Here is a 25765-nt window from a genome sequence, read left to right as displayed (position 1 = left end):
TACAAATAGGCTAGCTTCCTTTCAAAAAGCCAGCCTGGATTGCATTGTTCTATTTTAAGAGCTCGTCTGGGTTTCGATCACCCTGAACCATTAACAATACTTTGCCCTCATCGAGCTCGTCTTCCAGATCTTCTGCTTCCTGACTGCTGAAGCCAAGTTCTTGCAGTTTATAACGCAACTCGTCTCCTTTTTTGGAGAAACGATTTGCCGAATCAACATTAAGCTCATCATCGGTGGGTTCGTTAGCATGCACACTACCCGCAATTCGATTCGTCCGGTCGTCGTCATGGCTCATAACGTACATATCATTGCGATCAATGCCTTTATTCGCCAGTGTTTGCACATCGTGCTGAATTTGTTCGTCGTTCGTGTATTCGCGTACATAGGGTTTCATCGTCAAATAGCCTCCTCAAAGATAATATCCTCGCTGGTCCGGGAACGCATACGCGTCAAACCTCCCTAAGGGTAATCCTTAATCAACGTCTTAATTTAATACTCATTCGGTTTCGTCATTAATCGTTATTTCTTAAGACCTGGTTATTCATAGGATGATATTACGTAGCGTATTTGGTGCCATGTTTTTGATTCCATTGCTTGTAGACGTCTACACCTGCTTGAAGAAAGTGTTTTTGGACTGGAAGGCGTCGTTCATTCATGGATTTACAGTATTCTTCATAAAAATTGTCTAACTCAAAATATTTGCGATCGTCCCGGTAGAAAGGTTCGTATTCTTCTCTTGAGACCACGTATACAACGTTTTCGGGACTACAGTAATAAATGGCCCCTAAACACATGGGACAAGGGCTAGCCAAAATGTAAATCGTGCAATCTGTTAAATGCTCGGTCTGTTCTTTTTGACAGGCCTCCCGAATCGCCAATATTTCGGCATGGGCGGTCGGATCATCCGTTTGAGCCGCTTGATTAGTACTTTCAGCCACAAGCTTGTCACCCTTCATAATGACACAAGCAAAAGGACGGCCTCCGCGTTCGACATTTTGTTCGGCTACTTGGATTGTTCGATGAATAGGATCCATGGTGCTCCTCACCTTTGTTTATCAAATGAAAACCTTTCAAAGCTCAAGTTCTTATACCCTGTCGACTTCTCATTTACGCCTCTGATAGAAAACAATCGCAAATACTTCTCCGAGAAGTTAACTTTTTGATTGCAGAGGAAGCCGCTTAGAAGCACATTTTAAGATTGGTAGACCCTTGGTTACTTTCTAAACCGAGTGCTGTCGTAATTGCTTAAAACATTCAAAGCAATACAGACGCCCACCTTCATGTACACCTTCAAAGAAACCATCCCTGCAGTAGATCTCTTTACCACAAACGCTGCACTGCCCCAGGTACTCTTCCATCATTATCCCTCCTCATAAGGATCCTTCGGCTGGTAATCTAGGGGGCCCTTTAAAACCCGGACGTGATTATACGTTTCTTCCTTCGCAGCAAAATATTATAGAAACACCGTTTTTCGCTTTATAAAGAGTACTGTATCGTCGTCGTGCAAGCCATCTCCCCCCCCCGTTAGCAATATGCTTGTAATGACTCTTTTAAGAGGCATTGTTTTCTATCAGGGAAGCTAACAATATCTTAAACATCATGGCTCTGACGATTCTTGCTAGTCCCCCTCTTGTTATTCCCTTTATTACTAACTACAAAAAAGGCCAATGATATTACACCTAATACAGCCATGGTCAAAAACGCATTTCTCGTGCCTTCGTATAAATGATCCTGCCCCTGACTGGAAACCGTTACAATCGTCGTCAACGCTGTTACCCCAATCGCCATGGCAAATTGACGAAGAGCATTAATCACCGCTGTCCCATGAGGCATGATAGAAGCTGGTAAATGGTTCATCGCAAATGCCACCTGAGGCATCATAGTGATGCTGATACCTAACATGAAAAACATGAATGCAACAGTGACGGTGAGAAAGGAGGTCGTTGGCTGAAACAAACTAAACATCACGACCGAAATCAAAAGAGGAACGAAACCCACGCCAATCACCTTTCTGCCGTAACGATCATATAACAGGCCACTAATCCAAGAAAATAAAGCCAACAGGAACGTCCCCGGCATCAGAATCATGCCCGAGGTAAAAGCAGATAGTCCCTGAACACTTTGGGCAAATAATGGGATTAACGTTTCTGCGGAGAGTAATAACAACGAGATCAAAAATATCGACAGAGTAGCGAATAAAAACGGACCATAAGCAAAGACCTTTATATTAAGCAAAGGAATGGAAAGACGGAGTTGGCGATACCCGAACCATACAAACGCCCCGGCACCTAAACCGATCGTACCTATGACCCGCAAGTCCTCGAAGGAATACATATTAATCATACTTACACCTAACAAGAAGGCGATAAAACCGATACTTGATAGGATAAACGAAAACACGTCGAATTGAGCTGCTTTTGTTTCTGTTATATTTTGGATAAACAAATAAGTAATAACTATTAACCCTACAAGCGGGAGCAAAATCATCCAAAACAATAGGCGCCAGTCCCAGAGATCAATGATCAAACCGGACATTGCCGGCCCTATCGCCGGCGCTACGTTCATGACCAATCCTAAAATACCCATGGCCTGGCCGCGTTTCTCCGATGAATAAACCAATAGAAGAACCGTTTGGGCCAGCGGGAGCATAATGCCAGCGCCAATTGCTTGAATAATCCGTGCCACGACTAATAGTAGAAAGGACGGCGCCAAAATACCAGCCACCGTTCCCACCAAAAAACAAGCAAGAGACACTAATACCAAGAATCGGAGCGTAAAGCGATCCACGAAATAGCCATTAATAGGAATCATGATGGCCGCCGTCAGTAAAAAAGCAGTGGTTAACCATTGAACTTCGGTAGCATTAACCTGAAATTCCTGCATGATGGTAGGGAAAGCTGTGATCAGCAAAAATTGGTTAAGCAAGAAAAGAAAATTAATACTAACAACCGTCCATACGGTCCATTTCTGTTGTTTCATCATACACCTCAAACTATTGCTCATATTCAGTCTAATATATTATATACTTTGCGCAAAGTATATAATATATGTTAATTTTAATGGAAACAAGACGAAAGGAGAAGTCCTATGTACCCCGACCTTGAAGGAAAAGTTGTATTTATTACCGGCGGAGCTAATGGCATTGGCAAAGCCATTGGTGAAGCCTATGGACACGCAAAAGCTAACATCGTGTTGGCCGACATCAATGAGCAGGCCTTACGAGAAACACAAGAAGCATTTGCCCAAACATACGGCCCATCGATGATTCAGACTCTCCCAATGAATTCGACCGTCGAGAACGATGTGCAGCACGCTGTCACTAACGCTTATAAGCATTTTGGCGGTATCGATATTCTGATTAATAATGCCGGCGTTATGGATAACATGGAGGCCGCAGACCGTGTTCCCGACGATACATGGGAGCACGTCTTCAATGTTAACGTAACAGGCACGATGCGTGTGACCAGAAAAATGCTGGAGCTGTTCCAACAGCAGCAACAAGGCGTAATCGTAAATATGGCTTCGATTACAGGACTTACTGGAGGTCGAGGCGGCTTAGCCTACACGGCTTCCAAGCATGCGGTGGTCGGCATGACTAAAAATATAGCAGCCCATTATGCTGATCAACATATACGAGCAAATGCCATTGCTCCCAGTCAAGTGCCCACAGCTATTACCCAAAGCGGAAAAACGCCAGATACTTACGGAATGAAAGCAGCTACCAAAGGATTGAATCTAATGCCACGAGCAGGCACGTCGGAGGAGATCGCTCATATTGCTTTATTTTTAGGATCGGAACATGCTTCATTTCTTAATGGAGCAGTTATTCCAGCGGATGGAGGCTGGTCTGCCTATTAGAGCTTACCCTCCTCAAGTACTTGCTGTACTCTTCCTAACCAATTTTTTTGAAATTGGTGGTGAGAAATATAATGATCCGCTATTAGTTCAGGTATAGAACCTTTTAACTTGTTGTGTTGTCGCTCAACCATTTCCAGTTCTTCGATCCACGTTTGAATCGCTTGTTTCACCGGATCTATAGGAACAAGATGAATATACAATAAGGCTGGATATAACGCCTTTGCCTCATCTCGTCGTTGCTGAAACACCTCGAGAATACTCTTTTGCAGATGTTCGAATCCAGCCGCAGTTATTTGATAAATGGTTCGGCTCGGCCGCTTGTTGTTTTTCTCGTTTTTCACGGCTTGAATGTATTCGTGTTTTTGTAGCTGCCGGGTAGCATGATAAAGATTGCCATCTGTGAGGGAGAAAATTTGGTCCCATCCATGTTGTTGCAACCGTTGTTTCATTTCATAGGGATGAGAGGGGTTATTCTCTAAAAGTCCCAAAATAAGAATTTTTATTGCCATTGATGTTGCTCTCCTTTTCGTTTGTTCATATCTTGTTATACTGAATTCTATTGGGAAAGGATCAACCGAAAAACTAATGACGAGCCAAAGAATGGTTAACGGTGCTTTTAAACTATCATAAAACGATGATACATGAAGGAGAAGGTACGATGGAACGTTTTGCTAATAAAGTAGTTATGATTACAGGCGGAGCTTCGGGCATGGGAAAAGAAATGGCTTTCATGTTTCAGGCCGAAGGAGCTACAGTCATCGCGGCAGACGTGAGTGAGCAGAGGCTGAACGACTTATCCAAAGAAGGAATTGACGCTAGATATGTAGATGTTTCCAACGAAGAACACTGGCGGCAATTAGCTGATGACGTTTATCAAAAGTATCAGCGCATTGATGTCCTGGTTAATAACGCTGGTATTTCTAGTGAGAAAACCATCGAAGAAATAGAAGCAGCTGATTGGGAAACAATGATGAACATCAATGGCTTCGGCGCTTTTGCCGGAATGAAACACGTGGTCCCTTATATGAAAAAACATCAAGAAGGCGCCGTCGTGAACATTTCTAGTTACACCGCTCAGGTCGGCATGGGACTGAATGTTTACACTGCTTCTAAAGGAGCGGTACGAGCCATCTCTCGGGCTGCCAGTGTGCAGTATGGCCCCAGTGGTATTCGTGTCAATGCCGTATTCCCCGGGGTAATTGAAACGCCGATGACGAAAGGATTGCAGGAATCTCAAGAAACGCTTCAACGACTGGTGGGAGCAACTCCCCTTGGACGTTTAGGCAAACCAAGAGAAGTCGGCCAAGCGGTCTTGTTCTTAGCTTCGGAGGAAGCTAGCTTTATTACCGGGGCTGAACTGGTCATTGATGGCGGCTTCACATCCCAATAATTCCCTTTATTCTGTTCCAATTACATTAAATATATTAGAGTTAACATATGTTTTCTTTTGTCAGTACGTGGCAAGCACTAAAAGCAACCGGCGGATCCTTGCGAGCCATCGGTTGCTTTTATAATTTATGCTATTTAATGAATGCTATTAAATAAATCGAAATTATAACAACAGTTGATTGATTAAAGGAACGATTAACAGTAAACGGATCACATCATTAGGCTTCTAAAATTATAAAAACAACGACCTTCTTATTATTAAACTGACTCCTTTTAAATAGAAATGAGAGCAAGTAAAACTTTTAAGCGGCTTATTCCAGTAATCCAACAGGGATAAGCCGTTTAAATATTCCTGGTATTGCTAGTAGTCGCAAAATTCAATATAGCGATGAGTCGCTTCCGCTAGGTTGTTCTAAATGATATAAAACGAATCCGGCAGGTATTATTCCTCGGATTTCAGTAATTAAAAAAATTTCATGGGGACCGTTATTTAAACCTCGGGATACCCCGAACAAGAATAAACCGCTGTTTACGCCGTAGCTTTCCACAACAGCCTAAAATCATAAATTTTCATAAGCCGGTACAGGCGTTTTAGTTGATCGACCGGCCAAGTTTACGGCTTGGATGTTGACCCCTCCGCCAGTAGTTATACCCCCACTCCAAGCTCGAATGTTTTGCACGAGTATCGTCAGCGCCTTCTTAGGCTTTTCCTTAGTCGTGGGCGGCTGTTTCCGAGACTGACTATGGACTACCCGGAAAACTAAGATTTCATTTTGCGCATAAGTTTCCTATTCTTTAGCTTAATTTTGCCGTCAGCATCATGAAAAATGAACTTTAAATCTTGTCGTTGTATGAAGAATAGTAAGGTTGTGTGCGGCTTAACATTATTGAACCAATAACAACGATAACACCAATGATCATCGATATTGTTATGCTTTCATTCAAAAAAAACGAACCGAGAACTATCCCCACTAAGGGCACCAAATAGTTCGAAAAAGAAGCAAACACCGGTCCTTCTCTGTGAACTAGAAGCGTATACAACCAATACACGAGCCCTGTTTGAAAAATACCTATAATGAATAAGGGGAGAAGATCCGCTGGATAGAGCCTTGGCCAAGAATTATCCATAACCAACACCGCTGGCCATAAGAGAATGACAGCGCACCATAAAATATTTCGCATGGACAGAACAACCGAGGCCGTCGGAAGATATTGCATCAAAATAAGGGCGCTAGCATAACTAACAGCAGCCATCAAAAGAGCTACCAGTCCAGCGGTTTCTCCAGAGAAGATTGTGGCGTCAGCATAACTAATACGGGGAATGAAAATAATCATGACTCCAATAAAACCAAGCATGACGCCGAACGCTTGATTTCGATGTAACCGTTCTCGAAATAATAGCCATACAATCAACACCGTCCATAAAGGGGTGGTCCCAATAAGAATAGAGGCTAGGCTACTATTCACCTGGTTTTGACCCCAGGCAACTAAAAAGAAAGGTAATACCGCTTCTAGCAAGGCGATAACAACATATAAAGTATAACGACGCCAGCGAAAGCCTGTTTTCACTGGAGCTGAAGAATGAGGGAGAAGTATCGCAAGTAACGTTAACGTGCATGCTCCTATCGTCGAACGAATTGCCGCCAAGGCCATCGGCTCCACCGTGTCTAATACTTGTTCGGCGAAATAAAATTGGGAACCCCACATGAGACTAATGCCCAATAAAAAAAGATATTTTTTCATTGTTTTGAGCCTTTCCAGTTTGATTATTGAAATTTTTTAGGATCAACTTTAGGTGCTTTTCATAACATCATAAAAAATGCCAAGATCGGACCCTTCTATCCTTAGCTAAATTTAAAGGCATTTAGCATCCGTTGATGTACGCCCCTTACCTATTCTATTAAAGTCGAAAAAGTTGATTCGTACATATATCATTATAATAACATAAGACCATTTACCAAAGGACATGGCAACAGTCTAGCGAGAGTTCGTATCGTGCCCGCATAGGCGTTTTTTCCTTTGTTGGGATCACTTTAAATTTAGTAGAGACTTGCCTCCCCCTACCATGAGTACTCAAAAACTGAGGAATAGTCATTATTAACTTATACATTTGCTCAGATAAGTCATAATAATTTTTATACTATACAATAAAATGAACATTTCTATTCGCCCCGGATAAAATTTCACAACCATTTTTCGTAATCACAAGGTCTTCTTCCAGAATGAAAGCCCCAAGCTCATTGACTATTCCTGGCTCTAAATTAATAATCATTCCTTCCTCTAAAATGGCGTTGTCCTCTTTCATCATAGACGGAGGCTCAGTACTCATGAGACCCATGCCATGTCCCAGCCGGCCACACTCAAAATTGGTGAAAATACCTGCTTTTTTTATTTCAGCAGTACATATATCTACTACCTCCGTCACAGGCACCCCCGGGCTTATATGTTCTATGGTATTCATGGTTACTTCATGTATTTTGTCTTGATAAAAATTGCGCTGCTCATCTTTCTTGCCCAAAAAACCTGTACGGCTGAAATCTGACCAGTACCCATTGTATTTGGCTCCAAGATCTAAAAAAATAAAGTCTCCCTTGGAAAGCGCACGTTCGGTTGCTGTTTTGCTTAAACGATCGTAATTACCTGCACCTGAAGTGATCAGAACAAACCCTGGATAGTCTGCTCCTCCATCTAACATATATTGTTGGGCCAAACGAGCTATTTCCCATTCTGTCATTCCTGGTTGAATAGCAGCGAAGGTTTGCTCATGGGCGTAACTTGTGGCATCACAGGCTCGTTTTATGCAATTAATTTCTTTTTCTGACTTTATCATTCTTTGACTCCATATCAGTTTAGAAGCATCAAAAAATGTCGCTTGAGGTAAATTCTTTTTTAACGCTTCATACACATTTACATTAAAACCAATCAATTGTTCCTTCCCTTTTTCAACGCCAACTTTCCCCTTTGCCATATCTAATTCCTGCATGATTCCTGCCAATTCCGATTCTATGGCACTAAATAAATTTTCATAATAGCGGACCTCGCATCCTTTGGCGATCATTTTCGCCTCTGGGTATTGAAATACATGAACATAGAGAATTGGAAGACCCGTGTGACCTATAAATAGAAATATCGGCCTAGCCATAGTACTCCAGGGCGCATGAGTTCGGAAGTCAGAGTAGTAATTAATATTAGGTTCTGCGGAAAGGATAAGACCGGTGTATTCTTCTTGTTTCAACCTTTTTTGACAATTGAGTACTCGTTGACGAATGTCGGTTTCTGTAAAGTTTAGTTCCTCCATATAGTCCATGCTTCCCTTCCTTAACAATCACTCGATTATTCAGAACCTTGAGTTTGGCGAATCCTTTGTAAGCTATTTTCCCAATTAGCGCTCACCGTTTTTTTAATTGAAGTTTTATCATGACTTTTCAAGGCCTCAATTATTCTTTCATGTTCGTCATAAGATTCAAGACTATTATCCACCTCACTAAAATAATGGATTTCCATGCGTTGCACTTTTGTTTTTAAATTTGTTAGTAATTTAGTCAGCTCCGGGTTTGCTGCTAACTCTACAATGGTATGGTGGAAATCATTATCTGCTTGCAGGGCAGCAAACTTATCTCCACTTTTAATCTTTATTTTAAAATCTTCATTTTGCATTTTAAGTTTTTCAATGGTTTCGGCAGAGAAATAATTGAACCCTTGTTCAATGGCTAAGTTTTCTAATGATTGGACAATAGGATAAATGTGCTCAGCTTCTTCAAGGTTAATAGAGGCCACTAAAGTCCAACGGTTAGCATAAGTAACAACCAACCCCTCATCTTCTAACCGCAGTAAAGCCTCTCTGACCGGTGTACGACTAATTCCTAACATGTCAGAAAGCTCCTGGTCTCTAAGCTTAAAACCAGGCTCAAGCTTTCCAATCATAATCCATTCACGAAGAATACTGTATGCTTCATCTCGCATAAATGTGCGTTTTATCTTCATTCCTTCATTCTTCACCATTTTTTAATGCACTCCTATTATTAGACATGACGTAGTATGAGCGATTACGCAACGAATGAGCCAGTCTTCACTAAAAACTTCAGCAACTAGATTTATTTCAAAAAACGTTTAGCTGTATCCACCAAGACTCGTTGAATTTGAAGCATAGAATCAAATTCGACCCATTCAACGGGTTCGTGCAAACCATAACCAATAGGGCCCAAATTGATAGAAGGAATATCCCGTTGTTGAAAAACAGCTGCGTCTGTCCAGAAATCCCATCCTACTACCTCTGGTTTCTCTCCTATTAATTCTTGAAAAGACGAAGAAGCTGTTTGAACAATGAAGTCATCTAAAGAGCATACAGATGGTTTTCGTTCAAATACCCAATTGATATGAGCCCATTCCTCCACGTCTTTTATTACGCTTTCTATTTCATTGGTTGTGTGTTGATATTCTTCCGATAGCAGTGTTCTTCGTTCAAAATGCATCTCACTAGTGGCAGCATAGGTGGATATTTCAGTTCCTCCATCAATAAGGCTTACATGCATAGAGGCCGGCCCTAATAAATCATGCGTTTTATTGCGTAATATACTCTTATCAAATTGATCCAGGGCTGTAATAATAGGCCCCATTTTCGTGATAGCACTTTGCCCTAAATCCCACCTGCTTCCGTGAGCACTCTTTCCATGTGTAGTAACTTTCCCCCACAAAAAGCCTTTGTGTGCAGCTACCAGCTTCATATCCGTAGGTTCTGTGATAATGCATGCATCAGCATTATATTTCGATACAAAATGCTCTGCTCCGATGCTTTTGTACTCTTCATCACAAACTAAGGCCACGATTAATTTACCATTTATATTTCCTTCTTCGGCTATGTCAACAGCTGCGCCCATAATCGCCGCTATACCAGCTTTCATATCACAGCTCCCTCTCCCGTAAACACGTCCTGCCTCTAATCTTGGAACAAAGGGATCGATTTCCATTCCCATAGCGCTAACTGTGTCTAAGTGGGCACACAAACACAATGTAGGCCCATCATCTTCACCCACTTCTGCAACAACATTAGGACGTGAACCTTCTATATATTCCAAGCGAGCTTTTATGTCATTGGCGGTCAACCAATCTACAATATATATTGCAATCTTTTCTTCATTATAACCTTCCTGCGGGCATAAACCGGGGTTAACAGACGGAATTTGTATTAATTCTTGCAATAAACGTAATATTTTCTCGCTGGTCATCTGGCTCCTCCTTTAAATCATAAGGACATTCAACAATTTGACGGCGCAAAGTGATTATGAAAAAGAAACGCCCTTTCAGGTATAAAGACAATGGCCATGTTTCCGGATAAAAGGACGATATTTAAAAAAAGTTATTGGCTGTTTCTCAAAACCGATCAATATTTTTAATAATGGCAGAAGTAGTCTTAAAATTATTAGATGCACTCATTTGGAAAACAACCATTCCAGACGATGTTCCTGTAATGCTGTTGATCTGTATCACCTTCGGTGCTGATAATTAACACTCTGGCATTCTGATCCAGGTTAATCGCTTCGCATGTTTTATCTCGTTCCTTCGTGCGCAAGCGATACAGTAATCCAAGTGGTACCGCCCCTGATTCTCCTGAAATAATTCGTGGGTCACCCTGAAGGGGATTACCTAAAATCCTCATCCCTAAAGCTGCGATGCTGTCACCACATGAATACGAAGCAGCAGCATAGTGGCTCAAGAGCCGGAACGCAATACTGCTCGGCTCTCCGCAAGCCAAACCAGCCATGATGGTATCCATTTCTCCTTCTACTATTTCCATTTCATTATGAGTATTTAAAAAAGAACGATAATAGCATTCTGCTTTGTCCGGTTCCACCACAATAATTTTAGGCGCTTGACCTTGATAATGTTGCTTCAAATAGCTTGCAATCCCTGCAGCAAATGAACCCACACCTGCTTGAAGGAAAACATGGGTGGGTGCTGGATCATCTGTTTTATCCATTTCTTGGACGATTTCATGTGCTATCGACGCGTAGCCCTGCATGATCCAGAGAGGGATTTTCTCGTAACCTTCCCATGCCGTATCTTGAACCATTACCCAATCGTTTTCTTTCGCCAGTCTTGCAGCCATTCGTACAGTTGCATCGTAATTTAACTCTGTTATTTCAGCAAATGCTCCTTCATTTTGAATAGCCTCCAATCGAGATGGCTGCGATCCTTTGGGCATATATATGGCAGCTTCCTGGCCTAATTCTCTAGCTGCCCACGCTAATCCGCGTCCGTGATTCCCGTCTGTCGCCGTAATAAATGTAATGTCTCCAAGGGCATTTCTTGTTTCTGCTGATTGCAGCTCTTCAAAGGAAAGGTTATCAACATCTTTATCTAAAAGCTCAGCTAAATATTTAGCGACGGCATAAATGCCTCCCATGACTTTAAAAGCATTTAAGCCAAAACGTGTCGATTCATCTTTCACTTTGATATCTTTTACACCAAGATAGTTTGCCAGATGGCGTAACGAATAAAGCGGAGTGTTTGTATATTTTTTATGAGTTTGTTGGAATCGCCAGACTTTGCCGATTTTCTCTGCAGAAAAATAAGCCGAGTCTTCATGTGTAGTGGAAGAAACATTTTTATTTGTTACGTACGAATACGCTTCGGTCGTTTTTTTCATGTTATTCGCTCCTGATCGATATAACTTAAGTGTATGTATAATGTAATATATCACATGTAATATTTTTTTCAACTACTAGTAACATATAAATTACTCATACTATTCATACTTTAAACTATTACAAAAACGTTTTAGTTTATGTAATAGTTTAAATAAAAGTTCTTACTATTTAAGTAATCAATAATTTTAAGTCACCTCCAATACAACTCATTAAATTTCTAATCCCCCGTTAGATCTGCTCAAAGGACTACAATAAAAGGCACAATAATTAAATGTTTAAGTAAACATAAACATAACAGTTTTATTAATTTGTTAAGTTTACTTTTATATTTTAATTATTGTTATCTAATATCAAAAGTTAAAGTGTATCAATTCTTTGGAAAACTATTTCTTAAAATTGACTCCTCAATGTGTAATAGTTATTAGCATCACATACATTTTACGATTGGTCTTTAAGTTTAAATTCAGTTTGTTCTTCGAAAAAAAAATAAAATATTATTATACTTATGCAAAATTCATTAAAACTGAAACATTTACATAAATGTAATAACAAATTTAAACATTTATAACTTTTAAACTCCTCAATGTGTAATAGTTAGAGACATATAATTCACAAAATTGCACTCCTCTTTTTGTAATAGTTGGACTCCCTAATGTGTAATAGTTACTCCTCGATGTGTAATAGTTCACTCCCCTAATTGTAATAGTTCACTCCTCAATGTGTAATAGTTAGACTCCCTTAATTGTAATAGTTCACTCCCCAATGTGTAATAGTTTACTCCTCAATGTGTAATAGTTCAAAATTGAAACCCTTAATACGAGAGGCGTGCAGAGCTCTCTAATTATTAATCATTGTAATTTAGTTGTTAAATAAATAAACGATGTAAACAACAAGGTGAAAATTTGAATAATGTTGTTTCATCGAATAACTATTACAAAAAGAGGAGTAGACAGAAGAGAGAAGCAGTAATTATAATTAACTTACTAATAACTGGGAGGAGTGAAGCGGCATGGTGAGCGAACAGATGAATTTACCTGGAGTCTCTGAAATATCGCCTGAGCATACAGTCACACAGTCCAACGATCTCATCATGTCCCGCCAGGATCTCACTATTCAAGAACGTCGGATCATTTATGCCTTTGCTTCGTTAATACATAAAGAAGATAACGATTTTAAAATACACAGAGTAAAAGTAAAAGATATTGCTGATATTCTGGGTATTCAGACCAAAAACTATTACCGAAAAGTGCAGAACATCGTGCTCGGTTTGCAACAGAAAGGCGCATATATCCAGAAAGAAAAATCGGAATTATACGTAAATTGGGTAGCGTCAAGCGAATATTTTCATGGTCAGGGATGCGTGGAGCTCGAATTTTCTCAAAAAATGAAACCTTACTTGTTAGAATTAAAACAACGCTTTACGCCATTCAAATTAAGGAACGTCCTTCGATTGCGAAGTGAATATTCTATGCGTATGTACGAGTTGTTAAAAAAAGACGAATTTCGCCACCAGGTGAGTTACTCCATTCCAGAACTTCGACAGCTATTAAATATCGAAGAAGGAAAATATGAACCTTATGCCAATTTCAAAAATCGTATTCTAAAAAAAGCTCAAGAGGAATTAGAAAATTACACAGATTTAACGTTTTCATATGTTGAAATCAAAGAAGGTAGAAAGGTAGCAGCTTTAACGTTTGCCATCCAACCTAATGACAAATACGTCGAAAATGCAATCGAAGAGAACGATAACAATGAAATCATTCAGTTGCTCATTACGTATGGAATTGACGAAAAACAAGCAAAAAAACTTTTGACCGAGCATGAAAAAGACAAAGTTATTCGAAACATCGAACACATTGCTTCTCAAAATGAAAACCAGTTTCATAATTTAGCCGGAGCGTTAATAGATGCCATACGGAAAGATTATGCAGCCAGCCAAACACTTCCCTTCGAATCATCAATTGCTGATATTGAATACGAAAAGAAGAGTCTTCCAGAACCTAAAATGGCGGAACTAATTGTAAAAGATCTTATTAAAAAGTACTCAGGAAATAATTCCGGCCCGATTCCAAAATGGATGGTTGAAGATGAATTAGAACGACGGTTAAATGAAGAAGGATATTCTAATGAGGAGCTCGAGACTGTAAAAAATCATTGGCTACCTTATTTAACAAAATAGATAATAAAGAAAGGCGTTCGGTATATTAATATGCTGAACGCCTTTCTCATACTTAAATACGGATCCTTGAAAAAACAATAACGTAAACTGAAACATTTCAGTTTACGTTATTGTTTACATGTTATCTGTTTTGTTTTATTTCTTTAATCAAGTTTTCTAAAGCGTAATTGATAGCTTGCGTTTTAAAGCCTTTGCCTTGGCCTTCTGCAAGACGATTAAATTCTTCAAGCAAATCTTTCCGAATTAAAAATGTTCCCCGTTTATGGGTGTCTTCAACCTTTTCCTTTTTTTGACCAAAGTTAGACCAGAAAGTTTCCTCTGAATTTTCTTTCTCACCAGAGGTGTCATTTTGCTCCCCGCTTGCTTCATCTTTATCCGATGTTTCTTGGTCGTCAAAAAACATATTAGCTGGAGAAGGTCTTTGTTTACGCTGTGTCATGTTTTCAAGTACTTTATCTGTTCCTTTATTGGTTTGTTTTTTCGCTTCTGACACGATCCATCAACTCCTTTACAAATGATTTATGATAACTGAATGCTTGATTGGATTCTGAGTTATTGACGAGACCGTAAATAGGAAGCCGTCCCGTTGTCGCTCGTCGGTGAATAACCGTATCAAAAACATAGTTCGGGTACTCGTTTTCAATTAATTGAATCATTGCCTGGGAATCTACGCGCTTAGCATCAGCAAGTGTTCGCAGAATACCTGCAATTTCAAGATCTGGATTGAGCCGTTCTTTGGTTGTCAAAACGGTATCAATAAAGCGAGGAACTGCTGAATAACAAAATTTGCTAGTTTCGAACATGATCACCACGTGCGTAGAGGTACTCAGTGCATTGATCGTCTGCTCTGAAAGAGCGGGAGGAGTATCGATAATAATAAAATCATAAAACTTATGTACAGGCTCGAGAGTGTGGTGCAATGCAAGGGAACGATTGCCATCATACTCCTGATACAAAAACTGGCCAATGGTCGCCAAGTAATCGTCAGAAGGAAGTAGATGAAGGTTCTCGCTGATTCCTTTGATATATGGCCTGGCATCTTGCTCTTTGATTGCTTCTAAAACTGTTTCATTTTCAAATTCGGATAGGTCATCAATACCAGATATAAACTGTGTTAGATTGCCTTGGGAGTCCATATCTACACAAAGTACTTTGTAACCTGCTTCAGATAGCAGATAGGCAGTAACTCCAGATGTTAATGTTTTTCCTACGCCGCCTTTTTGTATGCCAAATGTGATCGTTGTCGTCATCGTGTCACCCCGCTTATGTAATTGTTTCTATTAAAAGTATACATAATATAAAATGTAAATGCCATAGTTTATTGAAATTTAAATGTATTCATAAACTTAAAAGTTTATGTTTCAGTTTAATGAAACATAATAGTATATTATTCAATAATGAACTTGATTATTAAATAAAAGAGTATCTAAGCTTTTTATAGAAGCAAGGAGTTAGATACTCACTTCTTTTATTTGTTTTTGTCTTTCTCAGATTGCTCCAATGCATATTGCAATAGGTAAATAATGGCTTGGGTACGAGTTTGAAATCCCTTATCTTGTTTAAATTTATCAATTCGATCTAATAATTCTTTAGGGTATCGCATATTTACAATTTGGGACAAAAGAAATTCCTCCTGCTTATTGTGTATCTTTTTAATACACGTTACAATTACTGTATATTATTATAATATACGATTATTCTCAACGAAACAATTTTTAAATTTCTAATTCCTACAATTTTTCTTATTAGTAGGGGCTTATAAAGATAGGGACTTATAAAGAAAGGAACTTATTGCTATTATTAGGAAATATATTAGTAAGTGAAGCTTCGATGAGACGTTTTATAAAAAATAATACATGAAAAAATCCCTGCTCATAGTATCCGGTTTGGCCGCCTAGGTACTATAAACAGAGATCTCTCTAAAAACATCTTGAAATTTAGCGTATCATAGAGATGAAAAATTTTGAACCTTTTGCTAAATTTTATATACTGTTTTTCAAAGTTTGTCATGAATAAATGTAAGAGAAGAACCTATACTTGCATTTTATTCCTCTTTCTAGGGAGTCTCTAGCAGGGATATCTAGAAGGAGGAATTTTGCATGGATACAGTAATTCAATTTGAGGGCACTATTTATGAAAATGGTTATGGACTAATAGCTCAAAGAGTTATGCGTGATAAAACACTTCCAAAACAATCAAAACTTATTTATTCTTATATGTGCTCGTTTGCTGGCACAAATGGGGATGGTGAAAGGACAGCCTTCCCTAGTGTCAGTCTGCAATGCGATGAATTAGGTATGTCAGAAGATACGTATTATAAGTGGCGTAAATACTTAGTTGATCGCGGGTATATTCGTATTACACGGCAACGTAAAGAAGGGGCAAAATTTGATCGAAATATATACTCTATTTTAGCTGTTCCAGTAGAGTCTAAAAAGGAAGAAAGTAACCCGTACCAAAAAATTGCGAATACGGATCCACACCCTAAAAAACCGAATACGGTTAATCCAAGTACCGATAATTTGGGCACTAACAGTAATAACTCAAACAATAATAGCTTTAATAAAAAGAAACAAAAAGAAACGATAAAAGAAACGAATTTTAAAGATTTTTCTCCCGAACAAAAATATAATGATAAAGAAAAGAATAAAGAAGAACTGTTAAAAGCTAGTTTAAAATCTGTACTCCCAAATAAAATCTTTTATGCGTTAGATAATTTTAGTGACTCTTATCAAGAATTATATGAGTGGATCGGCATTTTATTTAGATCGAAAAATCAAGTAGAAAAAGATAATGATCAATTAATTTTATTAGAGAATTATGAAGAAACCTTCTTCATAATTCTTCAAAACGCGATTAGAAATATAAAAACCAATGCTAAAGTTAATAAACCTAGCGATTACTTGTTTATCACGATCAAAAGTGAAATAGAAAAGCATATAGCTTCTCAAACAAGGCTGGACGCTATTAAGAATAAAGGAATGAATCAAGACGGAGGATTAGAAACATCTTTATTTGCTGACGAAAATTCTTCTTTAACTTTAGATACGGATAACAATTCAAATTTAGAAATAGAGAAAGCACATTTCAAGGCAATGTTGGCTGAAAGACGAGAAAATAAATAATCAGCTATTCTTTAATTAGATTTAATACTTAGTTAGGATGATTGAAATCATGATAGCAAAATGGATCGATAAATATGCTTTAAACCAACTTCACAAAGTTAAAAGTGAAAATTATCAATATGCTCCTCCCAGGCGGGTGCCAAGACAAGACGAACGAGAACAATTTTATGCTGCAACCGATCTTGATCTTTCATTTAACCTTCTTCCAAGCAAACATTATTTAGAGGGTACATTTCAAGCTCAAAGTGCGATCAAAGCAGAGCATAAAGAGAATCAAATTTTGTCTGGCGAAGCGTATATTCAACATGTGTCAGCTCCTAACATTGTCTTTGTCCACGGATGGCGAGCAGATTCACATGATCGTACAAAAAGTATTTTTCACGAGACGTTTCAAAAGCAAGGATGGAATATGTTTTATTATTGTATGCCATATCACTTAGAACGAGAGCCTGAAGCTTCCTCGTATAGTGGAGAAATGATGATTTCTGCTAATATTGCTCGAACAATTGATACAGTCCAGCAGACCATTCAAGAACTACGAGGTCTAATAAAGTGGCTGAAAACGTATCATGGGGGGCCAGTCATTGTCGTTGGAATTAGTTTAGGTGGATTTATTTCTAATTTATTAGCTACATTGGAAGAAGAGATTGATGCTCTGATTTCTGTTTTCTATGCTAATCGTATGTCATACGCTATTTACCACACGCCGGCTGGCAAGTACATCAAACAGGATTTGAAAGATCATGGGGTAGAGTACGAAAATTTAGCGGGGTATTGGCGTATCATTGATCCAAGCGAAGCAACACCTAAAATATCTCAAGATAACATTTTACTTATGAGTGCAAAGCATGACCAATACGTAAGTAATCAGGATGCAAATAAATTATGGGAAACCTGGGGGCGACCGGCACGTTCGATATACAACAGCGGTCATGCAGGATTTGTTTTTAAAAAACGGGCTATTGCGAAAGAAACCAAGGCATTTATTCAAAAATCTTTAAGACCTCAATAACTATGGTAGTACTAGTTATTTTGCTTTGGCTCATGGCATTGGTCTTAATCGCTGTTTATCCATATAGTGAGACGACACGGTGGGCTGCTTCGATCGGATTTGGTGGGGGGGCTGGTGGCTTGGCCAGTGTATTAGGAGCAGGCACAGATCGGCCAAGCTATATTCTTATTGCCGATAGTATTTTGAGCTCGGTGGGTCACTTTTGGACACCGGTAGCTGTTTTAATGTTTGCGCTTATATATAGTGACATATTTCAAAACCAAAAAATGAAAAAAATATGGACCATTCTTTTTTTAATGCCTGCTATAAGTATGTTATTCTCAACCGAAATTTATCCTGATTTTTTACTGAATCATCAATTTTTTGCCGTGTGGGTTACCCCCTATGTTTTAGTTTGCAACGGTCTGCTTGTATATACTGCATGGAAAGAAACGAAGCTATCGATTAAAAAACAAAAAATATTAACAGCTATTATTATCGTTCCCATTCTTTCTTTTGCACTTGTAACAAACATTCTTTTAGAAGCTATGAATATTTCGGGTATGTGGCGATACAATACCTATATTATTGGATTTCAGTTCATATTGTTTTGTGTATTTGTTGTTAAATACGGATTTCTTGGTGTTCAAGTGCAATTTGTGCAGCAGTCGCGCAGCGTGCAAGCACAGAAATCCGGTACATCGTTATTTAATCACGCAATTAAAAATGAAGTAAGTAAATTGGATTTAATGGTCAAACAATTTAATCAGGATTTACTGTCGGAAAGTCAGCGAGAAAACCTCCACATGATGCAGCAAACCACCCAGCATTTGCGTGAACTATCGCAAAGAGTACAAAGCAAATTAGATACTATTGAACTACGTCGAGAGAATTTCGATCCGCATTTGTTAATAAAAGCTGCTCAAAAAGAACTTTTGTTAGCAGACGACAATATCGAGATCCATACTCACATTCGTTCTAAACATTCGTTTTATGGCGATCCTATTCATATTCAGGAAGTCATTAATAATATTATTAAGAATGCCAAAGAAGCACTGAGAGGAAATGGAGATATAAGTATCGATGTGTACGAGGCGAGAAAGTATATGGTGCTAGATATTACAGATAACGGTCCAGGTATGGATAAATTGGAAAGCCAGCGAGTAATGGATCCGTTCTATTCAAAAAAACAGCAGACGGAAAGCTATGGTTTAGGGCTAACTTATTGTTTCAATATTATGCAGCAGCATGGTGGAGACGTTACAGTTCAAAGTCAGAAAAACCGTGGGACTACCTTTTCGTTATGGTTTCCAAAGTCCAAATATGTCTGGTTTTCGCCTGGCACAAGTAGGAGGTATAGTAATGCCCCAAATACGGGTAGCTATCATTGAGGATGATTCTATATGGTCCACGTTGCTCTTGGAATATTTAGAACAGCAAGGCGGGATGCATGTCTCAGTGATAGCCAAGAGTTATGAAGAAGCATTGGCTATAGATATAAAACAAATAGATATTGCTTTAATTGATTTATCTTTAGACAAGGATCAAGAGGAATTACAAGGACTGAAACTTACGAAAGCATTTCAAGAACGATCGTTTAATCATGCAATCGTCCTAACATCATGGGACGATGAAGACACGATAGATGAAGCTTTCCAAGCAGGCGCGGTAAATTATATTACCAAAAATTCTTATGAAGACTTACCAATCATGATCCAAAGTGTTTATGCAGGCAAACCTCTCATTCACGGGGATGCAGCACAAACGTTATTGAAATCCTATCGTCAAGAAAAGGATATGCGTGATCTGACACCCCCAGAGAAGGAAGTTTATATTCTTCACAAGAAGGGATGTACAAAAAAGGATATTGCCCAAAAGCTTATTAAATCGCCTGAGACAATAAAAATGCAACTCCGAGAGGCAAAGAAAAAGGTTAAAAAAGCCAAAAACTTTTGATAATCTCAATACAGTGAGTAAGCGACTAGAACGAAAGGGAGGGTTAGTATTTTAACCCTCCCTTTCGTTTTTTCTTTTGATTAAAATAAATCTAGAAATGGAAAGAAAGGGTTTCAAAACCACAAATAAAAATAACTAAGATAATAATTTTTACGGATTTTCATATCGAGGTGAGGGAAATGAATCAAAAACAACAGAGAGTGTCCTCATGTGAGTTGGCTTTTCGAGCCAAATTTATCCGCACATTTGATGATGAATACTATGAACTAAAAGGCAGTATGGCAGTGGAACGAAAAGGGAAAGTCGCTCGATTAGCCGACATTTACTATCGAGTACGTTCTGCACAGAATCATCAGCGCTGTCAGATCGCCAAACGAAAAAAACCTGAGGAAGAGTTGATCTTACATCAATAGCACGTCTATAACTACATATTGCGTGTCCTTCTGATTTTCCGGCATGATCTTGAGGATATACGACTTCGATGCAGGTTTGCGAATTCCAGCCTAAAACTCGCCGCTACTTTGACGGCGTAAAATGTCGCTTTTCTTTCTGGTTCTTCGTGCATGCCTAAAACGTTGTGCATTGGGAAGCTACAGCTTCGGCTGTACGCATGTTTCCATAGGGTTCCCGCTTTCAGCCATAAAGCGAACGTCCCCGAACACCGAACCAGAAGGAAGGGGGAAACGTGTACAGGAAAGGATGTTTGTAATGCGAATGAAAGGTCTGGCTCTTGTGCCGTTGCTTGGTTCTGTTCTCACGCTGTCGGCCTGCGGTGGCCCGGCCACGGAGGAAATCGAGGACTACGATCAGTTCATGGAAACGATCAACGCTGATGATTTCACCGGGTTTGCGATGTATATTTACAGCCCGGACGTGGACGAAGCCAAAGACAACGTGTTCCAGGCATTTGAGGAAACCAGTGCCACGCTCACGTATACGAACGGGTGGGAGTATGACCAAGAAACGAAAGATCGAGCCAATGATGATAGTCGAGACAGGGATTTAATCACGCCTAGTGACGATGTGGTGTACGTCGAGGATGGCGAAGTATTAGAAGAATTTGAGGTGGACGGGGACGACATTCAACGAGAAGAATATGAGGGTGAACTGCAAGCCTTTGTCGAAAAATACGCTGAATAAACGAGGTGTCTCCGTGGCAGGACGAAAGGAACAAAAACAGAAAAAAGATATTGCTCGGAAAATGATGGAAAAGCAGAACGTGAACTACGAGGAATGGTTGCACGACCAGCACACCAAATACATTGACGATCATCTGTTGGACTTTGTTGGTTTGGACGAGGACAGCAACGAGAAAACGCCAACCAATGAACCAACGCATCCACACACCGAATCATACAACGAACGATACTAAACCACTCTTTAGGAGGGACAATAATGAAAGAATGGATGGCACAATCCCTGGTGGTCGGGTCGACCGGTGTCAATGATCTGGTTTCGACAGGGGAACGTATTATAAGCACGGCTCAAACATTGGGCTTGATTAGCGCAGCCATTGCGTTATGTGTAGGTGGGTATTATTTGATGCTTGGTGGCGATAATGGTCGGCGGAAATCGGTCGGCTGGTTTATCGGCGCCTTAGCCGGACTGGTTGTGGTCATGGGCGCTTACGGGATAGCTCAGGCCATTGATTCCAATATATCCTTTTAACGACATCATATAATTATCTAGCATCGAAGCAAGAGCCGTTCTGCGGCTCTTTTTTTCATGCTTTTTTTAAGGAGGACGAACCATGCTGTACGTGAATTTTACGCAAGGTAATCACCCAAAAATTCCCCGGCATCAACGGATTCCGTTTGATGAAGCGGTGGAACTCTCGCAAAACATCGAAATGGAAATGCGGGACCAGAACGATACCATTCCGGCTTATTTTTACGTCTTGGACGATGATTTGAACGAAGAAATGTACGAAGGACGGTTTACCTTTGGAAGCAAACAGGCCCCGAACCTGTTCATGCACATCAAGAACAACCTGCCGAAGATTCGCACAAGCAAGGAAAAAGAACGGATGCGGCTGGGCTTTCTGGAAGATATGGAAGCATTGGTAGAAGAAAAATACAAATTCGAGGAACAGATCAGTCCGAACGAGAATGTGGATGCCAACTATGTGTCCCGGCTCAAACGGTGGCAACGCAAAACCGTGTACGGCGTGGCGGCGTTTTTCGTTCTGGCGTCCATTGGCCTGTTTTCCTTCTTCATCATCCAATTATCCTCGGTCAGTGCGGAAATGCAGGAAGTCACGAACACCAAAGAAACGCAGGAAGCCAAAGTCAGCACCTATCAAGATGCGCTTATGGGGGATGAACAGGAATTGCTGGATTACTACAAAGATAAAGACCCGACCGATCTTTCCACGCAGGAACGAAATATCTATGCCAGTTTTTTAGCCGATAAGGAGCAGTTTCAACAGATGAACAAGCTATTCGACAACAAAGCCACGGCCGTGGAATTTATTCGATTGAACAAAAATACCGACACGCTCCAAGCCTATCACGATGCGTTTCCAACGGACGAAGGAGCGTTTGAACTGGCCTATCAGAATGGCAACTACGAGAAGGTGATGAACACCGACAACGTAGACATGACGAACCGCCGGAGTGAAATGCTGGCAAAAGCCCACCTGCATCAAGACGATGTGGAAGGAGCTGAACAGGTCTACCAGAACCATCAGACGGATGGCGTTCGGGAGACCATCGACACCTATCAAGAGCATCAGTCCACCATTGATGATCTAAACAGTCAGATCGACGATCTGGACGAGGACGAGGATGCCGATAAGATCGAGGAACTGGAACAGGAGAAAGAAGAAGCCGAACAGCAACAAAACGACCTTTAAAGGAGGGACAGCATGAAGATACTCAAAACGAAAAAGGCTCACGGGATTCTGGCGTTGCTCGGGGCGTTGGTGTTTTTTCTATTATCTAATACGCTAATTAATTTTTGTATCACGAACGTTCGCAACCTGCTTCAAGGGCTTGGCAACCCCGACCCTCCCGGCGTCTCTTTTAACTTCCTGGGGCTGTTATTTACGACCTCGGATATTCCGGCGCTTGGTTATCTATTTATGTTTATCGCAACGCTGATCGTGGGCGGCATCTTCTATTACAAACTACGGAGTAATTTTAAAGACATCACCGAAGGGGATGCCAAAGGCTCCAGTCGCTTTACGTCTCTCAAAGAGATTCAACAGCAGTACAAAGCGATCCCCGAAAAAGAAACGGAAGAAGAACCGCGTTTTCCGGGCGAAGGCGGTGTTCCGGTGTCCCGGTACGAGGACCGCATCTACATTGATGATTCCAAAAGCAATAACTTATGGATAGGAACAACCAGAAGTGGTAAAGGCGAAATCGGCATGTTTCCGATGATCGACATTTACTCCCGGGCCGAACAGAAGGCGTCTATGGTTTTAAATGATCCCAAAGGTGAAATTTTGGCGGCATCGAAGGCAACCCTCGAACGCCGGGGCTATCATGTAGAAGCCCTGAACTTGATCGAACCGGAAATTCGGTCCATGAGTTTTCAGATCCTCCGCATGGTGATTGATGCCTATGAGGAAGGGGATTTGGGGAAGGCCGAACAACATGCGAAGGCGATCGCTCACATGCTGTATGCCGACCCGGAAGCCAAAGACAAGTTCTGGCAGGATTCGGCCAGTTCCTTATGCACAGCGTTGATTTTGGGGCTGTGCGAAAAGAACCTGCCGGACCACCCGGAAAAAATCACCATGTACTCCGTGGCAAACACCCTTAACGAACTGGCAAGCCAACAGACCGCCGATGAGAAAGGCAATACACGAACGGGACTGGACGACTTTTTTGACAGTCTGCCAGCAAGCCATCCGGCCAAACTTCAGTATGCCACGGTGAAATTCGCGAGTGGGGCGGGCCAGACGGTCGCCGGGATTTATGCCAATGCGTTTGATAAGTTGAGCATTTTTACGCTCACACCGATTGCGAAAATGACCTCGCACCATTCGTTTGATATGCGAAAGGTCGGGTTTGGCAAGCACATCACGGGCTTTGCATCGGCGCAGGGCGAAGTCACGGCCACGTTCCCGGAAGGAACGGAACGAACCCGAGCAAATACGAATGGTTTGTTCAAGTTCAGTCATGACCGATCACTGAACAAAGGCCAAACCGTCACGTTTCACGATCATAAAACAGGCGCAACCCTTACGGTGATAGTCAAAGCGATTAACGAAGAAACTGGAACAGTCACGTACAAGGTCGAGAACGACCAACAGGGCGGTGAGCAGGGAGCTGTCGCCCTCCGGGAATTTGAACACTTCACGAAGCCAACGGCCGTTTTTCTATTAACACCGGATGACGATACTTCCCTGCATGTGATTGCGTCCTTATACGTCAAGCAGCTGTACACCGAACTGGCAAAAACCTCCTACTTCACACCGGGCCGGAAGTGCATCCGGCAGGTCATCTTTATTTTAGATGAATTTGGGAACATGCCCTCGATCTCGGACATGGGCAACATGATTACGGTCAGTCTCGGCCGCCGGATTCACTTTAATCTGGTCGTGCAGGACCTGTCGCAGATCAAGCACAAATACGACAAGGAAGCCGACAACATCATTGGCAACTGTGCGAATAAAATGTATCTGCTTTCGACCGACTACGAAACGAACGAGGAATTTTCCAAACTGCTGGGCGAAAAAACGATCAGCTCCAACAGTCGGTCCGGGAGTACATTGAGTACGGATAAAAACAAAACCGAAGGGACCGATGGCCGCCGCCTGTTGGATGCGTCCGAACTCGGACGTTTAAAACCCGGCGAAATGGTGGTGTACCGTGGCATCAAACGGGAGGACTTGAACCGGGAGAACGTGACGCCGTACCCGATTTACAACCACGGCAAGACCCGGATGAAATTCCGGTATGAGTATTTAAGCAACCAGTTTAATACCGACATCGACCTGGAGGACATTGATATTAACTGCAAACACACCGACCTCAATCTTCAAAAGGTGATTTACCGATTCGAGGACGAAAACACCGATCACGGCTCGGCCAATCAAGACGGGCCAAAGCAAGATCAACCACAAGCACCTTCTTCCGAAGTACAACAGGGGGAAGCTGACAACAACCAATCGGCCGATGATGAAGCACCGAAACAGGCCGTAGGCATCAGTGATGAAGCGGCGGCCTTTGAAAGCAAGTCCGTTCAAGAGGTGATAGATGCGACCCTGTTGCAGATATTAGATCAGCAAGTCCCTTTAGACGTGCATCAGATGAATGTGGGCGAGTGCGAGGCTTCGTTAACCGAATGGAACGAAGCGGAATGGATACCCGAACGAATGATGACCCAAACGAAAGATGCTATTAAAAACGAACGCCGAAAGTACCAGAAAGCAATCGACAAAGGAGAGAATACCAATGCCGAACCGATCTCTTCAACGACTGGCTGATGTCTTACACCATTTTGAAGATATGAAGGTGGGGGGCGAACTCATTATCCGGCTCACGGATGGAACGGTCAAAGTGAAAGAAAAGAACGATGATTCCGGAGATGTGGACGTGTTGGTGGATGAATACGATTATGCGGTCAACACCAGTGTGAACGAGTTTTTGACCTGCTAGACCGGGCCGAA

Annotated in this window: 26 protein-coding genes; 14 read left to right on the top strand and 12 right to left on the bottom strand. The window is 40.9% G+C overall.

The window, feature by feature from the left end:
• Window positions 1-49: 49 nt before the first annotated feature.
• From Q0757_RS14525 to Q0757_RS14515, 3 genes are all read right to left on the bottom strand, one after another.
• Window positions 50-394, bottom strand: a complete 345-nt coding sequence (locus tag Q0757_RS14525; RefSeq protein WP_298788605.1) for a general stress protein — start codon at window positions 392-394, stop codon at window positions 50-52.
• A gap of 160 nt (window positions 395-554) precedes the next feature.
• Window positions 555-1034: a nucleoside deaminase gene (locus Q0757_RS14520; RefSeq protein WP_298788604.1), complete on the bottom strand. Its 480-nt coding sequence runs from the start codon at window positions 1032-1034 to the stop codon at window positions 555-557.
• A 556-nt stretch (window positions 1035-1590) separates the two neighbouring features.
• Complete coding sequence (locus Q0757_RS14515) at window positions 1591-2979, bottom strand: DHA2 family efflux MFS transporter permease subunit (protein ID WP_298788603.1); 1389 nt, start codon at window positions 2977-2979, stop codon at window positions 1591-1593.
• A 108-nt stretch (window positions 2980-3087) separates the two neighbouring features.
• Between Q0757_RS14515 and Q0757_RS14510 the strand changes: the two genes are divergently transcribed.
• Entirely contained in the window at window positions 3088-3858 is a 771-nt protein-coding gene (locus tag Q0757_RS14510) for an SDR family oxidoreductase (RefSeq protein WP_298788602.1), read from the top strand.
• Here the strand turns inward: Q0757_RS14510 and Q0757_RS14505 are convergent.
• A complete protein-coding gene (locus tag Q0757_RS14505; RefSeq protein ID WP_298788601.1) occupies window positions 3855-4367 on the bottom strand; it encodes a PadR family transcriptional regulator in 513 nt (170 codons plus the stop codon). The two genes, Q0757_RS14510 and Q0757_RS14505, sit on opposite strands and share 4 nt — an antisense overlap.
• Window positions 4368-4516: 149 nt before the next feature.
• Between Q0757_RS14505 and Q0757_RS14500 the strand changes: the two genes are divergently transcribed.
• The gene (locus Q0757_RS14500) at window positions 4517-5248 is read left to right on the top strand and encodes an SDR family NAD(P)-dependent oxidoreductase (RefSeq protein ID WP_094908678.1); all 732 of its coding nucleotides are present in this window, start codon (window positions 4517-4519) and stop codon (window positions 5246-5248) included.
• A gap of 833 nt (window positions 5249-6081) precedes the next feature.
• On the opposite strand, the gene Q0757_RS14495 is transcribed toward Q0757_RS14500, so the two are convergent.
• From Q0757_RS14495 to dpaL, 5 genes are all read right to left on the bottom strand, one after another.
• Window positions 6082-6990, bottom strand: a complete 909-nt coding sequence (locus Q0757_RS14495; RefSeq protein ID WP_298788600.1) for a DMT family transporter — start codon at window positions 6988-6990, stop codon at window positions 6082-6084.
• A gap of 397 nt (window positions 6991-7387) precedes the next feature.
• Window positions 7388-8554 (bottom strand): Xaa-Pro peptidase family protein, encoded by a 1167-nt coding sequence (locus Q0757_RS14490; protein ID WP_298788599.1) that lies wholly within the window; start codon window positions 8552-8554, stop codon window positions 7388-7390.
• 26 nt (window positions 8555-8580) lie between these two features.
• Window positions 8581-9249: a GntR family transcriptional regulator gene (locus Q0757_RS14485; RefSeq protein ID WP_233133392.1), complete on the bottom strand. Its 669-nt coding sequence runs from the start codon at window positions 9247-9249 to the stop codon at window positions 8581-8583.
• A gap of 92 nt (window positions 9250-9341) precedes the next feature.
• A complete protein-coding gene (locus Q0757_RS14480) occupies window positions 9342-10472 on the bottom strand; it encodes an ArgE/DapE family deacylase (RefSeq protein ID WP_298788598.1) in 1131 nt (376 codons plus the stop codon).
• A gap of 194 nt (window positions 10473-10666) precedes the next feature.
• Window positions 10667-11893, bottom strand: coding sequence for a diaminopropionate ammonia-lyase (gene dpaL / locus Q0757_RS14475; protein ID WP_094908682.1), 1227 nt, complete (start codon window positions 11891-11893; stop codon window positions 10667-10669).
• A gap of 1010 nt (window positions 11894-12903) precedes the next feature.
• On the opposite strand from dpaL, the gene Q0757_RS14470 reads away from it, so the two are divergent.
• A complete protein-coding gene (locus Q0757_RS14470; protein WP_094908683.1) occupies window positions 12904-14073 on the top strand; it encodes a replication initiation protein in 1170 nt (389 codons plus the stop codon).
• A 121-nt stretch (window positions 14074-14194) separates the two neighbouring features.
• Here the strand turns inward: Q0757_RS14470 and Q0757_RS14465 are convergent, their stop codons facing one another.
• From Q0757_RS14465 to Q0757_RS14455, 3 genes are all read right to left on the bottom strand, one after another.
• Window positions 14195-14566, bottom strand: coding sequence for a hypothetical protein (locus tag Q0757_RS14465; protein ID WP_094908684.1), 372 nt, complete (start codon window positions 14564-14566; stop codon window positions 14195-14197).
• Entirely contained in the window at window positions 14538-15323 is a 786-nt protein-coding gene (locus Q0757_RS14460) for a ParA family protein (RefSeq protein ID WP_022795261.1), read from the bottom strand. Before Q0757_RS14460 ends, Q0757_RS14465 begins: the two co-directional genes overlap by 29 nt.
• A 218-nt stretch (window positions 15324-15541) precedes the next feature.
• Window positions 15542-15694, bottom strand: a complete 153-nt coding sequence (locus tag Q0757_RS14455; protein ID WP_022795260.1) for a ribbon-helix-helix domain-containing protein — start codon at window positions 15692-15694, stop codon at window positions 15542-15544.
• A gap of 478 nt (window positions 15695-16172) precedes the next feature.
• Between Q0757_RS14455 and Q0757_RS14450 the strand changes: the two genes are divergently transcribed.
• The 11 genes from Q0757_RS14450 (at window position 16173) to Q0757_RS14400 (ending at window position 25754) form a co-directional block, all read left to right on the top strand.
• Window positions 16173-17198 carry a helix-turn-helix domain-containing protein gene (locus tag Q0757_RS14450; protein ID WP_298788595.1) on the top strand — a complete coding sequence of 342 codons (1026 nt, stop codon included), beginning with the start codon at window positions 16173-16175 and terminating at the stop codon, window positions 17196-17198.
• Window positions 17199-17247: 49 nt separating this feature from the next.
• Window positions 17248-18210 carry an alpha/beta hydrolase family protein gene (locus tag Q0757_RS14445; RefSeq protein WP_298788593.1) on the top strand — a complete coding sequence of 321 codons (963 nt, stop codon included), beginning with the start codon at window positions 17248-17250 and terminating at the stop codon, window positions 18208-18210.
• 2 nt (window positions 18211-18212) lie between these two features.
• Complete coding sequence (locus Q0757_RS14440; RefSeq protein ID WP_298788591.1) at window positions 18213-19580, top strand: sensor histidine kinase; 1368 nt, start codon at window positions 18213-18215, stop codon at window positions 19578-19580.
• On the top strand, window positions 19552-20145 hold the full coding sequence (locus Q0757_RS14435) for a response regulator transcription factor (protein WP_298788589.1): 594 nt from the start codon (window positions 19552-19554) through the stop codon (window positions 20143-20145). The genes Q0757_RS14440 and Q0757_RS14435 overlap by 29 nt, the downstream gene beginning before the upstream one ends.
• Before the next feature lie 179 nt (window positions 20146-20324).
• Window positions 20325-20558, top strand: a complete 234-nt coding sequence (locus tag Q0757_RS14430; RefSeq protein ID WP_094908687.1) for a hypothetical protein — start codon at window positions 20325-20327, stop codon at window positions 20556-20558.
• A gap of 295 nt (window positions 20559-20853) precedes the next feature.
• A complete protein-coding gene (locus tag Q0757_RS14425) occupies window positions 20854-21285 on the top strand; it encodes a hypothetical protein (RefSeq protein ID WP_298788584.1) in 432 nt (143 codons plus the stop codon).
• A gap of 13 nt (window positions 21286-21298) precedes the next feature.
• Complete coding sequence (locus Q0757_RS14420) at window positions 21299-21517, top strand: hypothetical protein (RefSeq protein WP_298788583.1); 219 nt, start codon at window positions 21299-21301, stop codon at window positions 21515-21517.
• Between the two features lie 23 nt (window positions 21518-21540).
• Entirely contained in the window at window positions 21541-21813 is a 273-nt protein-coding gene (locus Q0757_RS14415; RefSeq protein ID WP_298788581.1) for a hypothetical protein, read from the top strand.
• An 82-nt stretch (window positions 21814-21895) separates the two neighbouring features.
• Window positions 21896-22999: a hypothetical protein gene (locus Q0757_RS14410; RefSeq protein ID WP_298788579.1), complete on the top strand. Its 1104-nt coding sequence runs from the start codon at window positions 21896-21898 to the stop codon at window positions 22997-22999.
• 12 nt (window positions 23000-23011) lie between these two features.
• Window positions 23012-25582 (top strand): VirD4-like conjugal transfer protein, CD1115 family, encoded by a 2571-nt coding sequence (locus Q0757_RS14405; RefSeq protein ID WP_298788577.1) that lies wholly within the window; start codon window positions 23012-23014, stop codon window positions 25580-25582.
• A complete protein-coding gene (locus Q0757_RS14400; RefSeq protein ID WP_298788575.1) occupies window positions 25551-25754 on the top strand; it encodes a hypothetical protein in 204 nt (67 codons plus the stop codon). The genes Q0757_RS14405 and Q0757_RS14400 overlap by 32 nt, the downstream gene beginning before the upstream one ends.
• Window positions 25755-25765: the final 11 nt, after the last annotated feature.

Source organism: uncultured Marinococcus sp., assembly GCF_947493875.1.
Classification (GTDB): domain Bacteria; phylum Bacillota; class Bacilli; order Bacillales; family Marinococcaceae; genus Marinococcus.
The sequence above is the reverse complement of the archived record's forward strand: the minus strand, read 5'-3'. Positions and strand labels throughout refer to the sequence as shown.